The sequence below is a fragment of the Paenibacillus nanensis genome (assembly GCF_003583765.1).
Lineage (GTDB): Bacteria > Bacillota > Bacilli > Paenibacillales > Paenibacillaceae > Pristimantibacillus > Pristimantibacillus nanensis.
Map to the genome: position 1 here is coordinate 283,593 of NZ_QXQA01000005.1, position 15,584 is coordinate 299,176.

The 15,584-nt window shown below is 53.6% G+C and carries 11 protein-coding genes and 1 pseudogene; all 12 read right to left on the reverse strand.

Annotated features, from left to right (window positions below):
• Nucleotide 1: 1 nt before the first annotated feature.
• Nucleotides 2-1,003, reverse strand: a complete 1,002-nt coding sequence (locus D3P08_RS11180) for a cation diffusion facilitator family transporter (protein WP_119599768.1) — start codon at nucleotides 1,001-1,003, stop codon at nucleotides 2-4.
• 233 nt (nucleotides 1,004-1,236) lie between these two features.
• Nucleotides 1,237-1,608 carry an ArsR/SmtB family transcription factor gene (locus tag D3P08_RS11185; RefSeq protein ID WP_119599769.1) on the reverse strand — a complete coding sequence of 124 codons (372 nt, stop codon included), beginning with the start codon at nucleotides 1,606-1,608 and terminating at the stop codon, nucleotides 1,237-1,239.
• Nucleotides 1,609-1,693: 85 nt separating this feature from the next.
• Complete coding sequence (locus D3P08_RS11190; protein ID WP_119599810.1) at nucleotides 1,694-2,815, reverse strand: glycoside hydrolase family 88 protein; 1,122 nt, start codon at nucleotides 2,813-2,815, stop codon at nucleotides 1,694-1,696.
• A gap of 17 nt (nucleotides 2,816-2,832) precedes the next feature.
• On the reverse strand, nucleotides 2,833-4,665 hold the full coding sequence (locus tag D3P08_RS27505; RefSeq protein ID WP_206098950.1) for a glycoside hydrolase family 35 protein: 1,833 nt from the start codon (nucleotides 4,663-4,665) through the stop codon (nucleotides 2,833-2,835).
• A gap of 9 nt (nucleotides 4,666-4,674) precedes the next feature.
• A pseudogene (locus tag D3P08_RS27510) lies at nucleotides 4,675-5,904 on the reverse strand (alpha-L-fucosidase); the annotation flags it as partial.
• Nucleotides 5,905-5,930: 26 nt separating this feature from the next.
• Nucleotides 5,931-7,526, reverse strand: coding sequence for a response regulator transcription factor (locus tag D3P08_RS11200; protein ID WP_119599771.1), 1,596 nt, complete (start codon nucleotides 7,524-7,526; stop codon nucleotides 5,931-5,933).
• On the reverse strand, nucleotides 7,519-9,282 hold the full coding sequence (locus D3P08_RS11205; protein ID WP_162848432.1) for a cache domain-containing sensor histidine kinase: 1,764 nt from the start codon (nucleotides 9,280-9,282) through the stop codon (nucleotides 7,519-7,521). Before D3P08_RS11205 ends, D3P08_RS11200 begins: the two co-directional genes overlap by 8 nt.
• A gap of 193 nt (nucleotides 9,283-9,475) precedes the next feature.
• A complete protein-coding gene (locus tag D3P08_RS11210) occupies nucleotides 9,476-10,879 on the reverse strand; it encodes an ABC transporter substrate-binding protein (protein ID WP_420819028.1) in 1,404 nt (467 codons plus the stop codon).
• Nucleotides 10,880-11,005: 126 nt separating this feature from the next.
• A complete protein-coding gene (locus tag D3P08_RS11215; protein WP_119599773.1) occupies nucleotides 11,006-11,842 on the reverse strand; it encodes a carbohydrate ABC transporter permease in 837 nt (278 codons plus the stop codon).
• Between the two features lie 18 nt (nucleotides 11,843-11,860).
• Entirely contained in the window at nucleotides 11,861-12,787 is a 927-nt protein-coding gene (locus D3P08_RS11220) for a carbohydrate ABC transporter permease (protein ID WP_119599774.1), read from the reverse strand.
• Between the two features lie 251 nt (nucleotides 12,788-13,038).
• Entirely contained in the window at nucleotides 13,039-13,170 is a 132-nt protein-coding gene (locus D3P08_RS27875; protein WP_276311148.1) for a hypothetical protein, read from the reverse strand.
• A 778-nt stretch (nucleotides 13,171-13,948) separates the two neighbouring features.
• Nucleotides 13,949-15,547 carry an ABC transporter substrate-binding protein gene (locus tag D3P08_RS11230; protein WP_119599776.1) on the reverse strand — a complete coding sequence of 533 codons (1,599 nt, stop codon included), beginning with the start codon at nucleotides 15,545-15,547 and terminating at the stop codon, nucleotides 13,949-13,951.
• Nucleotides 15,548-15,584: the final 37 nt, after the last annotated feature.

Below are 15,584 nucleotides of genomic sequence, written 5' to 3' on the forward strand. Positions count from 1 at the left end.
GCTACACCTTCATCTCCGAATGCTGCAGCTGCGATTTTTCCACTTGAATCGTGGTGTGCTGAATTCGGAATTCCTCTTCAATCCGTTTGACCGCTTGCTGCAGCACCTGTTGGCTGCTGGCGCTGTCCTCGATAAGCAAGTGGCAGGAGAGCGAATCGAGTCCTGAAGTAATGGTCCAAATATGGAGATCATGCACGTTTTTGACGCCTTCGATCGCCAGCAGGGACGCCGTTACTTTGTCCGCATCTACCGTAATTGGCGTACCCTCCATCAAGATATGGACCGTCGATTTAATGATGCCCCACGCGCTTTTCAAAATAAGTAGCGCCACGATCACGCTAATGATCGGATCCGCGATGTACCAGGAGAACAGCATCATAAGCAGGCCGGCAATAATCGCGCCGACCGAGCCGAGCGCGTCGCCCAGCACATGCAGATAAGCGCTGCGAACGTTCAAATTGCCGTGCACGTCGCCTTTGCGCATGAGAACCCACGCGCTGATCAAATTAGCAAGCAGACCGATACCGGCGATGAGCATCATGGATCCGCTCGCAACCTCCGGCGGATTCTGGATTCGTTCGACCGCCTCCGCAACGATAAAGCCGGCGATCACAAACAAGGCGACGCCATTAAGCAGAGCGGCTAATATTTCGAATCGGTAATAGCCGTATGTCTTATTCGGAGAAGCGGGTCTCGCCGCGAACCACATGGCGGCCAAGCTAAGCGCAAGCGCTCCCGCATCGCTCAGCATATGCCCGGAATCGGACAGCAGCGCGAGCGAGCCGGTCAGCAGACCTCCTGCAAATTCAAGGAACATGATGCCGGCCGTAATAAAAAGCGCGATTGCTAAGCCGGCTTTGTTGTTGGGGCCGTGATGATGGTGATGTCCGTGATGATGCCCATGGGAATGATGATGTCCTTGCGAATGATCGTGGCCCCCGTGGCCCGCTTCATTATGCTGGTGATGATGAGAGCATTCTGAATCATGTTGGCGACTGCTCATGATAGCTCCTCCTGTCTATGATGTACAATTTAATATATGAATACATGTTCATATGTATTATATTACTTCCGCTCCGTCATGACAACCACTTTTTACTAATCCCCTTTTTTTGTTGCATCATACGCCTAACACCCTTTATTCGCTATCTTTCTTCCCACATAAAAAAACCACGCGCCGTTTGTTCCTTCTTACCGGAACAAGCGATACGCGCGGTTTTTCTCTTGAAAGAAATATTACTCATGCTTTAAATGCTGAAGCGTCAACCGGATCAATTGCTCGACATGGTCATCGTCCAGCGAATAATAGACGGTTTTGCCTTCCTTGCGGCGTTTCACGATGCGCATATTGCGCAATAGCCGGAGCTGATGGGAAACTGCGGATTGCCCCATCTCCAGCACCTCGGTCAAATCATGGACGCACAGCTCCGATTGCAGCAGCGCATGGATGATTCGAATACGCGTCTGATCGCCAAGCGCCTTGAACAGGTCCGCGAGCTCCGACGCCGTCGCATCGTCTACCAGCCGTTCTTTAACGCTTTCGATATCCGCTTCCGTCCCTCCGCATGCGTCCTCGCATGTAGCGGAAGCTACCCCATTCTCCGTCATACCGCATCCCCACCAACCTCATCGAATTAGTGACATTATAGCATTTGACCGGCGCAGCCGCTACCATGCAGCAATCAGAGGACGGTTATTCGTACCAGTATCCTTTATGGCCTTCTGTCAATCGCGCCAGCGCCTCCATGTAATAATAGTCGCCCCAGATCATGTAGTCATCCGGCGAAGCGTTCCCTCGGACGCTGTACGATCCCCGCTCCAGCAAACCTTCCGCATCGGGCTTCCCAATTGTCGCGTATTTGCCGATCAGCCCGTCCAGCTGACGGCGAACGCCTTCCTCGAGAACGGCCCGGTCCGGATGCCCGCTCGGAAGCCGTTTCAACAACTCATGTATTCCGCAAATGGTAATGGCGGAAGCGGAGCTGTCCCGCTTCGTTTCCGGCGTAATCGGCGCGCTGAAATCCCAATACACAACCCCGTCCTCCGGCAGACGCTCCAGGAAATGCTTCGCCATTCGAAGCGAGGTCTCTTGGTAGCACGTGTCCCCGGTAAAATGATACAGCAGCGCGAAGCCGTAAATGCCCCAAGCCTGCCCCCTCGTCCATGTCGATCCATCGGCATAGCCCTGCTCCGTGCCGCCGCGCAGCGGTTCGCCGGTTTCTTGGTCGAAATAGAACGTATGGTAGGAGGAGTCGTCCCCCCGAACGAGGAAGCGTCTGCTTTTTTCGGCTTGCTGCACGGCAATCTCCGCATAACGGTCATCCCCAGTATGCTTCGCAGCCCAAAATAAAAGCGGAAGGTTCATTAAGCAGTCGATAATAATCCGGCCTCCATTTTTCTCATGGCCTTCCTGTCCCCACGCTTGAATGAGACCGGATTTCGGCCTCCATCTTTTCATTAGCACATCGGCCGCTCCTAAAGCAAGGGACTTTGCCGATTCATCCCCTTCTATGATCCACTGCGCCTTGGCGGAGAGGGAATAGAGGAAGCCGATATCATGATGATCCAGCACCGTATGAGAGGCGAGGCGGTCACGGAAGCTTCCCACTGTCCGAACCGCCGCTTCGCGAAAGTCCGCTTCCTTCGTCAGCTCATAGCTTAGCCATAGCATCCCGGACCAGAACCCGTTCGTCCAATCCGTATTGTCATTTAATTGATAGACGTCGTTTTCGCTGACATGCGGAAATTTTCCGTTAAACCTCGCGATATTTTTTCTCGTTTTATCAATGGCATCCTTCAGCGCGGCTTGCAGCATCGTATTGTCGCCGTTAATCATACAGGTTGCTCCTCCTTGTCCCGTTCATCCTCGCTCACGAAATTCAGTACGGCATCGTCAACGGCGGCCGTATCGCCCAGATCCGGAATATCGGTGAAAGCTACGCACCGATCCTCGGAAGCGCCCTCCAGCTCGAACAGCACAATCTCGTTGTGTCCTCTCCGGAGGAGAGGCCCCGGCACATACAGCGCGCGCTGCGGACCGGCTTTCCAATACCTTCCCAGATTAAAGCCGTTTACCCATGCCACGCCCTTCTTCCAGCCATCGAATCGGAGGAACGTATCGCCGATCTCCTCCGCTTCGAACGTCCCCTTGTAAAAGGCCGGCCCGGCATGCTCCGAGCTCCCCGATGCGGCTTCATACGTTACGAGCGCTCTCATCTCCTCCTCAAGCGGCAGAGGCGTTATCGTCCAATGATATTGGAATTGGTTGTCGATGCGAACCCCTTCCGTAATGCCTTTCGCATCCCGGAGCAGCGGTCCGTAGTTAATGCGGCCCATATTTTCGACCAATATATCCAGCCTTGCGCCTTCAGCCGGCACTTCGATCGGAATCGGCTTCGGATTCCAACGCTCGATAATGCCCAGAGGCTTACCGCTTAGGAACACTTGCGCCCGGTCACGCACGTCCTGAATGTGCAGCTGCTGTCCCTTTCTCGGTCCCCGTACCCATGTGGAATACAAAATAAAGCCATAAGACTGGCCGAGCTTCTCCATCGGCAGCGTCCAAACGCTTTCGACCGATTCTGCCATCGCATCGAGCTGCGGGAACAGACTGCCCTTCTGCGTCAACTCAACCTTGCCGTACGACCTTTTCGGAATAGCGGCCGGCAGAGGGCAGCCCGCTTCGAAGCCATGCTTCGCCATCACCTTCCGGATCGCTTCGTACTTCGGCGTCACGTCGCCCCACTCTGTCAGCGGAGCGTCATAATCGTAGCTGGTAACGGTCGGCTCGTACGTTTGGATATGATTAGCTCCGCTGTAAAAGCCAAAGTTCGTTCCGCCGTGGAACATATAGAAGTTGACCGACGCGTTTTTCGCCAGCATCTGATCCAGCACGTCCGCTACTTCCTCGCCGTCGCGGATATGATGAGGCTCCATCCAATGGTCGAACCAGCCGTTCCAATACTCCATGCACATGAGCGGCTCATTCGAGCGATATTCCCGGTACTTCCCGAACGACTCTTCGACGCGGGAGCCGAAGTTAACGGTTGCGTGCACGCCGTCGATCGCGCCGCCGATCAGCATCTCGTCGGTAGGACCGTCCGACGTAAACAGCAGGACATCTACCCCTCTAGCGAGAAGTCCGTCACGCAAATACATTAAATAATTCGTATCATTGCCAAAGCTGCCGTACTCATTCTCGACCTGAACAGCTAAGATCGGGCCCCCGTTTGTAGATAACAAAGGAACTAGCTTTGGAATCAGCTCATCGTAATAGCGGTCAACCTTCTCTAAAAACAAAGGATCGCTGCATCGCAGGCGCATATCGCTGTACTTGAGCAGCCATGCCGGCAAGCCGCCGAACTCCCACTCCGCGCATATATAAGGACTCGGACGAATGATCACATGCAGCCCCAGCTCTCCGGCAAGACGGATAAAGCTTTCCAAATCCGCGATGCCGTCAAAGCGGAACTCCCCTTCCTTCGGCTCGTGAACGTTCCATGCGACATAGGTTTCAACGGTGTTGAAGCCGCAAGCCTTCAGCTTCAGCAGCCGGTCCCGCCAATATTCGGGCACCACCCGAAAATAATGGATCGCTCCCGACATGATGCGAAACGGCTCCCCGTCCAGCAAATACCGTCCTTCCTTCCACTCCAATCGGCTCATGACTTCGTTGCGATAAGCGGCAAAGCACCTCAGCTTCGGCCGGTCAACGCTTTCCAGTATCCGCAGCCGCAAGCGCTCTGTGATGACACTGTCCGTCCGCTCGATCCGTTTGTGGCCGATTGCGCTGCCCCGGGTCAATTCCTTCCATTCCCCGCCCGCATAAGCTTCAAGAGCATAAGCATGGATACGCTCCCCATGACGGATGTCTTCCATCAGCACGACATGATCGATCGCCTTACCGGGCGCCAAAGGAAGCTCCAAGCAGTCTCCTTCCCCGCTCATCCCGGTAACCGGTGCTCCAAACCGTCTGCGGATTTCATCGCCGAACTCGACAACCCTGCAAACGTCCGCCTCCGGCAGCAATCCCCGGTCATCCGGCGCGACATTAAGCAGCAGCGTTGCCCCATGACCGACGGAACGGTAATAAATATCCATCAATTCGTCTAAGGAAAGCAGCAGCTCTTCCTCGTTCGGATGCCAGAACCAACGGTCCTTGCGAATCGGGACGTCGCATTCGGCCGGCACCCAGCGCGGCGTCTCCGGCAGCCAATCCAGCGAAGCGTCGCTGAACATGCTCACCCTCGCCGATTCCGCCGTATTCCAGCATGGATACGGCGCCAATCCGTCTTCATTGCCTACCCATCTTATCGTAGGCGCCCCCATGTTGAAGATCATCGCCCCCGGCTGATGCCGCTTGACGAGCCCGATGATGGATGGCCAATCATATTCCCGGCCCTCCGATCCCGCTCCGTCGAACCATATTTCAACGAGCGGGCCGTATCCTGTCAGCAGCTCCTCCAGCTGCCTCGTATAGAAATGGTCATACGCCGTTTTATCGGCATAACAAGGCTCATGCCGGTCCCAAGGCGACAAATAGAGGCCGAAGCCGATTCCTTCCTCGCGGCAGGCATCCGCGCATTCCTTCACCACATCGCCCTTGCCGTCCTTCCACGGGCTCGACGCGACGGAATAATCCGTCGTCGCCGTCGGCCACAGGCAGAAGCCGTCATGATGCTTGGCCGTCAATATGAAATAACGGAAGCCGGCGCGCTTTGCGGTCCGGACCCACTGCCTTGCATCCAGCTCCCGAGGATGGAACAGCGCCGGCGAATCCTTGCCGTCCCCCCACTCTTGATCGCAGAACGTATTGATGCCGAAGTGGCAAAACATGCCGAGCTCATAGTCCTGCCAGCGCAGCTGCTCTTCGGTCAGTACGGGCAGTTCTGATAATTGGTTCATATCGTTCCATCTCCTATTCGTAACAACTATGCAGACGAAGACCCTCTAAGCTCTGTCGGCGTCTTTCCCGTATATTTTTTAAACACCTTCGAGAAGTAGCTGCGTTCGTAATAACCCAGCTTAGCCGCTACGAGCTCAACCGTCTCATCCGAGTTTTTGAGCAGCTGCTCCGCGATGCCGATCTTATACCGGTGCACATAGTCGGTGAAATTTATGCCGGTCACCCGCTTAAAATAACGGGAAAAATAGCTGGCGTTCAGCTCCAAAAAATTCGCGATATCGATGGAGCTGATGTTCTCTTCCAAATGATCGGCGATATAGCGGTCGATCGCTTGCAGCTTAGGCTCGGGCTGCGCGCTCGCCGCAGCCGGCTTTCGGCCGGCCTCAAGGAGCTCCAGAAGCTTGCCGGACATAAGGCCCAGCAGATCCTCCGCGTGAACCGCGCTTTCCAACGCGTAATAAAACAAGTCATCCCTTGCTTTGATTCCAATGCGCGTTTCCAAAGCGCGGATGATCTCCAAGCTTGCGCCGATATAATCCTTCGGTTGAATCCGCTTCTCCGCCGCATCCTTGTTCATCGCATGCAGCAGCTCCATCACCGCCGTTTTATCCTCCTCAAGCACAGCCGCTGTCAGCTTTTTCTTGTACAGATCGAAGCTGCTTACGGCCGGGTAATATACGGCGGACCTGCTATCCGGACGCCACTGCGCGATCGGCATGCTGGCATAGAACACCCCGTGCCGTTCCCGCTGCAGCTTTCGATAAACGTCCGGTATATCGCTTATGGCCATCTCCGATGCCGGGCATATAAAATGCACCCTAATCTTCAAAAGCTCATCCGCCTGGCGCTGAACCTGCTGCAGGAAATTTTCCATATGGCTCTGAGGCGTGGAAGTGACGCCGCTTCGATAATTGAGAATCGGAACGATGCTGTTCTTATGCTTGAACACCGTAATTCCCTCGTACCCGAGGGCGGTTTCCGCGGCGATATTATAGACGGAATAGCGGAGCAGCTCGATATCTTTGAACGGGTACCGGTTCTGCAGACTGGAATAGGGAATTTGACCGACGCTCATTCGGAAAGACGGATAAGTCCATTGGATCCCTAAGCGCCTGGCATAGTTCACTTTCGACGTTTCATCGCTGCCGCCTCTCGTCAGCTGTTCGAAGAACGAAGCTTTCAGCACATCCAGGTTCCGGATAAAATCCTCTTCGTACGACGCCTGCGCCTCGATTTTAGCCAGCCGTTTCACAGATGCGATCGATTTCTGCAGCGTCTCCTCAAGCTGGGATCCGACCAGCTTATCCTTAATCAGATATTCGTCCGCATTCAGCTTGAGCGCCGTTTTGACGTAATCGAACTCTTCATAGCAGGTGAGAAATACGATGCGGACATCCGGCTTTATCTGCTTGAATTTCTCCGCGAGCTCAAGGCCGTTCATCTGAGGCATGCCAATATCGGTCACGACAACATCCGGCTTCTCCCTCTTGAACAGCTGCAGCGCTTTGACGCTGGAATAGGACTCAAGCATGGCCGTAAACCCAAGCGCCTTCCAATCGACCAATCCCCGCAAATATTTGAGCATCAACGCGTCGTCATCGATAATCAGCACCTTAACCATTTCTCTCGCCCTCCAATGCGAAATATTGCTCTACGATGGGAATATGCAAATAAACGGTAATGCCTGCTTTCGGGTTTGATTCCATTCGCATGGAAGCCGCTTCGCCATAAACGAGCTTCATGCGCTGTAAAATGTTCCTTAGACCAATATGCTCGGGATCCCGATAGTCCGCGGCGCTCACCGCCTCAAGCCTCGCGTTCATCTCCGCGATTTGTTGCTCCTTCATGCCAATTCCGTTATCCTCAACCGCGATAATCAGCCTGCCGCCCATCATTTCAGCCTTTACTTTTATCGAAGAATCGGCATCCCGCTCCATAAAACCGTGGACAATCGCGTTTTCAATAACCGGCTGCAGCAGCAGCTTCGGAATATAGCAGTCACCCGCTTCGTCGGAATATTCAACGGACAGCGCGATTTGCATATCGCTGCGCATCTCCATCAAGCTGACGTAATGCCGAAGCACCTCGCATTCTTCCTTCAGCATGGAGCGCTCATCCATTCTCAAATAGTTGCGAAGCAGCGACATCAGCGAATTGATCTTCTCCGCATGCATCGAATCCGCGCCCATAATAAGGCTGATCTTGATCGCATTCAGCGTGTTCAGGAGAAAATGCGGGCGAATCTGGTTCGCCAATGCCTGCAGCTCCATGCTGCGCTTGGCGTCCTGCTCGCGGTTCATATCCGCGATGAGCTCCTCGATTTGGTCGAGCATCTGATTCAGCGTTCGTCCCAGCTCATTAATCTCGTCGTCGCCGGATACGGCAAACCGCATGGACCGATTGCCCCCGCCGAACTGAACCGCGATCCGCTGAAGCTTATGAATCGGCCGGTGAAGCCTCCGCGCGAGCACCAGCGACAGCAGCAAAAACAAAACCATCGAGACGGCAATAATAATGCCGCTGAAATAAAAGGTTTGCGTCATCGGACCGACAACATCGGATTTCGACGTTTCGAATACGAGATTCCAATCGACGATCGGGATGGAGGCCTTGCTGCGAATCGTCGCGTCATCATTGCCGGAATCCGTTAGGCTTACGTCAGCCGAACCCGCAAACCGTTCTCCGCTGCTGTCGAACAAGGCGAATTGCCCCGTCTTGATCGGATCGAACAGCTCTTTGAAATAATTTTCGGAGATTCCGACATTGAGCACGGCTAATACGCGCCCCGTTCCGTTTTCCCTTATGACCCTGGAGCCGTAAAAGAACCTCTCCGGATACGCTTCCGACGAAACGGACCCGAGCCACTGGAAATGGCTCGAATTCGTGAACTGCTCCTTCGCTTGAATCTGCGCCCAATGATCCTGCAGCTGCTCAATGCTTTTGCCTTTGGCAAAAAAGCCCGGCGTCGAAATGATCAGTCCCTGCTCGTTCGTAATAAACAAATGAACATGATTCGGCGACGCTTTGAAGGATACAAGGTTAAGCAGACTTTCGATCCCGCTGTATATCTCGTAATCATCATAATTGCTGATGCTTTCCAATTCCGCGTAATGCTTGTAATACGGCTTCAGCATGTCGTTCTCGACAACAATTAGGGAAGCGTAAGCAAGATCGCTGATCGTCTCTTCAATGTCCTTCTCCATCAGCTGCATGATGCTGCGATGGGTAAGCTCGATATTTTCCATGCTGGCGTTTCGGTTGATCGTATACGAGATGACCGTAACCGTCACAATCGGCAGTAAAATAAGAAGAATAAACGATAGTTGAATTTTTCGATAATAGGTGCTGCGGAACAGTCTCTTTAATCTCGATGACATAGAAGCCTCTCCCGTTCGTCCGCTTGCGCTTGATATACCCCTCATTATAGGTACCAAGCCCTTTCAGAGATAGTACGATTTTTGGCAGCGGGGGGTAAAATTTTTACCTTTTTGCTTCATTCAGCAGCGGACGTAAAAAAAAGCGCCGCGAGAGGCAGACGGCCTGCTCGGGCGCTTTGGAGCTTTGTGGGCTTTATTTCGTATTTTCCTGAATCACTTTGGTCGCTTCATCAACCATCGCTTTTTGAATGTCGTCGACGGAATCGTTGCCCAGCATAAATTTGCTGAAGTTGTCCGCCAGCACCTTCGCCAGCTGCGAGCCGAAGGTCGTGACAACCTGGGAGGCGTCAAGATATTGAATGTTTTCGCCGAACAACGTGCTTTTCAGCGATTCCACATCGTACATTTGTTTGTTCTCGCCGATCAGACGGTCAAGCAGCGGATTCGGATCGGCTTTTTTCCAGCCGTTAAACTCGGCGCGGTGCTCGGAATCGGCGGTTGTCATAAAGCGCATCAGCTTGAAGGAAGCTTCTTTATGCTTCGACGTTGCGCCCATTGTCAAATGGCCGCCGCCTACGAAATATTTGCCGCCCTCGTAATCTTTCGGCTCGGCGCCTGCAGGAGGCAGTGGAACCGGGGCGAAAGCCGTGACGAAATCATGCGGATATTGCTCCAGGTTGCCCGGATCCGGAACCATCCAGCTGCCCGCTAGAACCATCGCGGCGTCGCCGTTGAAAAATTCCGTGCGGTAGTTCAGCTTGGCTGCCAATACATCGGAGTATGGCTTGGCCGATTGATCGATCGTCTCCATATCTTTGCGAAGCTGGAAGAAATATTTGTACGATGGATCGGAGAAGTTCGTTGTGCCGTCTTCGTAACGGAACGGATTTTTCATCACCGTCTGTGCCGGAGGGTTCATGTAAAGCTCCCATGTGTGGAAGTAACTGCCGTAACGCTTGTCAACGCCTTCGCCTTTGTTCAGCTTTTTCGCGTATTCGCGGAAGTCGTCCCAAGTCCAGCCGTAGGTTGGAACCGGCAGTCCGGCTTCGTCCAGCGCGTCTTTGTTCAGAAGCACGAACTGGTAAGTTGTCGTGCTCTGCATGCCGTAGTATTTGTCACCGATCTTTGGATTGACGTAATACTCCTCCTCAGGAACAAGCCCTTCCGATTCGTAGAACGAGTTAAGAGGCTCCAGCGCGCCTCGGGACGCTCTTTCAATTACCGCATCCAGGCTCGGCACGCTAATGACGTCGATCGCCTCGCCGGAGGAAAGCAGGAAGTCAAGCTTCTTCAGCATCTCGACCGAGTTGCCCGGCACAAGCACGACGTGCTCGACCTTGATGTTCGGATTCTCCTGCTCGAATTGATCCAGCATAGCCCGTGTGCTCTGAGCCTGCGCTTCGTTATCCCAGTTGTAATATTTGATTGTCACTTGCTCTTGCTTCGTCCCCGCCGACGCGCTTGGCGCCGCCGAGCTGTCTCCGCCCGTATTGCCGCCGTTATTGCTGCCTCCGTTGCCGGAATTTCCGCATGCGCTGAGGACTGTGACGATCGCCAGCATAAGACTCAAAATCAGCGTAAAGCTTTTGTTTTTCACTTGCGCTTCCCCCTTGTCGTTGTCAACTCACTTTGGCCTTGCATGCTTCTGATTATAGAACCGGCTTTCGCCGCCGGTGTGTACAATTTTTAGGTGGGGAGAGAAAATATTTGACTTCTGCCTAGATTAGCCTTTCACGCCGCCCAGCGCAATGCCGTTGATCACCTGCTTCTGCAAGATGACGAATACGATAAGCAGCGGAATGATCGCGGATAAGGAGGCCATCATCATAATGGCGTAATTGTTCGTGTAGTCATCGCGGAACAGCGCCATGCCGAGCTGAATCGTGTACAGCTTCTTGTCGAGCAGGAAGATCAGCGGATTCTGGTAATCGTTCCAGGTCCAGATGAACTTAATGATCGCGACTGTCGCAAGCACCGGTCTGCAGAGCGGCAGCATAATCGACCAGAAGATGCGGAAATAGCCCGCTCCGTCGATTTTGGCCGCTTCAATAAAGTCATTGCTGACCCCCATCATGAACTGCCGAAGCAGGAAGGTGAAATAAATCGAGAACATATCCATAAGAATAAGCGCAGCGTGCGTATCGTACAACCCCATCCAGCGAATCATCATAAATCTGGGGATGAGCGTCGCTTGCGCCGGAATAATCATGTACGAAATCAGCAGCAGGAATACAAGATCTCGTCCTTTGAACTGGAGCTTCGTGAAGGCGTACGCGGCCATCGAAGAGAACACAAGCGTAATAAGCGTAACGCTGAGCGCCACTTTGATCGAGTTGAAATAGAACAAATAAAACGGGACATTGCCCATCCACACCGCTTTGAAATTGTAGACGACGTTAATGGATTCGGGAATCCATTGAATCGGGAATCGCATGACGTCATTTTCGAATTTAAAAGCGGAGGATATCATCCAGATAAACGGGATAAGAAAAAAAATTGACAAAGCGCCCATAACGGCAGTAATGATAATTCTTGAAGCATTCTTTCGCAGTGCCAGCATGCAGTATCCCTCCCTTGTTTATGCGGCGTCTTCTTTCCTCATCTTCCAGGTAGCGGCTGTCAAAATCCCGATGATCGCGAACAGCAGCCAGGAGATGGCGGAAGCGTAGCCCATATTATAGTTGCGGAAGCCCTCTTCGTAGATGCGGAACACGACCACGGTCGACGAATTGTGAGGTCCCCCTTCCGTCAGGAAGGCGATGATATCGAACACCTTGAAGGAACCGATTAGCATCGTAACGAACAAGAAAAACGTCGTCGGCCGAAGGAGCGGCACCGTTATTTTGAAAAACTTCTGAATCTGGGACGCGCCGTCGATGTCGGCCGCCTCGTACAGGTCATTCGAAATATTCGCGAGGCCCGCCATATAAATAATGATCGTATAGCCAATGCCTGCCCAAGTGCTGATTATCGCGATGGACAGCAGCGAGGTTTTCGGATCGACCAGCCATTTCGGCGGATTCTGGATGCCAAGCTCAAGCAAAAATTGGTTAATCGGACCGAGCGACGGATGCAGCAGGACGCTCCATACCGCGGCGATCGCAATGATGGACGAGATATAAGGCAGGAAAAAAACGACCTTGAAATAGTCTTTTCCATACACCTTCGAGTGAATGAGCACGGCCATGACAAGCGCAATCGCGATAGAAAGCGGCACAGTCAACACGGTGTAAAGCAGATTATTCGTCAGCGCCTTGCCGATCGCCTCATCCTGGAACATCTTCACATAGTTGTCGATACCGATGAACTTGATGCCGGAAATGCCGGACAGCAGGTCCCATTCGGAGAAGCTTAAATATAAAGAAAATAGAAGCGCAAACACGTTCAGCAGCAGCATGCCGCAAATTTCCGGCAGGAGAAACAGCCAGCCGATGAGCGCTTCCTTGCGGCGCGGCGACCAGAACTTTTTGGCAGCCTGCGGATTTTCTGTACGGATAGCATCCACCTTGAATCACCTCAGCAGTCTAGTTTGTTGGACTAATGATAATATAGCCGCCGGGTTTTCATAGGAGAGATTATGACCTGGAAGGGGTAAAATTTTGACTTCAGCAGGTGAGCTCATCGGATCGCGGCGGTAGTGAGAGATTAGGCCCCTCGCGCTGCTCTAATGGCGTTTTTCGCCACTGGAGCTTCGGTTTGCCCTGCTGGACTCGCTCTAACGGCGTTTTTTGCCGTTGCAGTGAGAAGGCCGGCCCTTCACGCTGCTCTAATGGCGTTTTTCGCCATTACAGCTTCGATTCGCCCCGTTGGACTCGCTCTAACGGCGTTTTTCGCCATTACGGCTTCGATTCGCCCCGTTGGACTCGCTCTAACGGTGTTTTTCGCCATTGCAGCTTCGATTCGCCCCGTTGGACTCGCTCTAATAGCGTGTTTCGCCATTGCAGTGAGAGGGAAGACCCCTCGCCCTGCTCTAATGGCGTTTTTTGCCATTGCAGTGAGAGGAAAGGCATGTCGCGCTGCTCTAATGGCGTTTTTCGCCGTTGCAGTGAGAAGGACGGCCCCTCGCCCTGCTCTTATAGCGTTTTTCGCCATTACAGTGAGAGGGATGGCCCCTCGCCCTGCTCTTATGGCGTTTTTCGCCATTACAGTGAGAGGGATGGCCCCTCGCCCTGCTCTTATGGCGTTTTTCGCCATTGCAGCTTCAATTCGCGCTGCTGGTCTCGCTCTAACAGCGTTTTTCGCCATTGCAGTGAGAGGGAAGACCCCTCGCCCTGCTCTAATGGCGTTTTTCGCCGTTGCAGTGAGAAGGACGGCCCCTCGCCCTGCTCTAACGGCGTTTTTCGCCATTGCAGTGAGAGGAAAGGCATGTCGCGCTGCTCTAATGGCGTTTTTCGCCGTTGCAGTGAGAAGGACGGCCCCTCGCCCTGCTCTTATGGCGTTTTTCGCCATTGCAGTGAGAGGAAAGGCCCGTCGCGCTGCTCTAATGGCGTTTTTCGCCATTGCAGCGAGAAGGACGGCGTACCGCGTAGCTCTAACGGCGTTTTTTGCCATTGCAGCGTCCGCTAGCACTGCGGCATCTTACCAGAGTTGCAGGAGCGGAACGAAAAAAAGACGGAACAGGAGTAAAGCTCCCATTCCGCCTTTTTTACAATTTTACCCTCTGGCTTTATTCTCCCATCTGCGCCTTATAGGCGTCCATCTGCTTCTGCAGCTCAGCCAGCACTTTGTCGTAGCCGGCCTGCTTCAGCTTGTTCCGGAACTCCTCGACAGCCGCGGCAGGATCGCCTGCCTTGCCGAATACGATGGCCGGGCCAAGCTCGCCCGTTACTTGAGAGATCGCCGTCAGTTCGGCGTCGACCGGCGTTTTGTCGAAGACAAACTGTCCGTACACGTAAGGTTTTTTGATTTGGTCGTATTCGGCGTACAGCGTTTCTTCGATCTGATCCCAGGTCGTTTCGCTCGGAATTTCGAATTTGTCGACGCGGCCGCCCCAGAAATCGGAGTAGAAGCCGTCTCTCGCTTCGTCATAGCCCGCCGGACGTACACGCTTGCCGTCCTTAATCTCGTATTGAACGCCTTCCAAGCCGTAGTTAAGCAGGTGGTAAATCTCTTCATTGTTGCGGATCAGCTCATAAGCCATAAGCGCGCGCTCCGGATTTTTGCTGTGCGCGCCGACGGAAGTGCCTCCGTGCGTGATCGACAGCTCCATCAGGTTCGTGCCGCGCGTGCGGGAGAACGGGAACATCTGCAGCTCCGAGCCCGGCTGCAATTTATCCATCTCCACGCGAAGCCCCGAGAATGTCTGCGTATGGTGCTGGTCGAGACCGGAGAGACCGGCTTTGAGCGCGTCGCGGTTGTTGCCTTTGTTGTTCAAAGCGTCCTCGCGCCAAAACCCGCGGTCCCCCCAATCCTTCATCATCGTGGCGTACTGAAGGAATACATCCTCGTAGATCGGGCTCGTGACCGTATATTTATCCTCGAACGATTTGGTTGTGAATACCGGCAGGAAGCCCGTCGAAATCGGCAGCTCCAGCATATCGGTATAAGACTGCACGAATCCGCCGAACGTCTGCGTGCCGGAAGCCGCATCCCATGGAATCACGTCAGGCTTGTTGTCCTTAATGTACTGCAGGTACTTGCCGATGCCCTCCCAATCCTTGATCGGCTCCGTGATGCCTGCTTCCTTCGCCCAGTCGCCGCGGTAGAAGAAGCCGTGGTTGACCCACTGGGTGTAGTCGTTCTCCGGGATGAGCACGATTTTGCCGTTATATTTGCTTTGATCCCAGTCCTCCTGCGGAATGGAGTTCCAGGTCTCCGGCGCGTATTTAGGCAGCAGATCGTCCAAATTCATGAATGCGCCGCGCTGCGCGTTGCCCCATGTGTCCAGCCAGTCCGTGCCGATCGTAATCAGGTCGATCGGTTCGCCCGAGGCGAGAGCGAGATTGTATTTCGTCTGCCAGTCCGCCCACTCGATCCATTTCCACTCCAGCTCGGCGTTAATTTTTTCTTTCATGATGACGTTGACTTCCTTCAGCACCTTATCGAATTGCCCGTTTTTAGGCTTATCGCCGAGCACCAGGTAGCTGATTTTTACGAACTTGGACGTGTCCGCCTCTGTATCGACCGACGGCTCCGAGCTTGCGCTTCCGTTCGTGGCGTCCGGTTTTCCCCCGACGTTCGCGTTGTTCCCCCCCGTGCAGGCCGCCAGCATAAATAGAAGCATGGCAGCGAGCGCGGCAATCATTCCTTTTTTCACGTTGGTCATCTCAACTTGCCTCCCCTTCGCTTTGGTCTTTCCTATG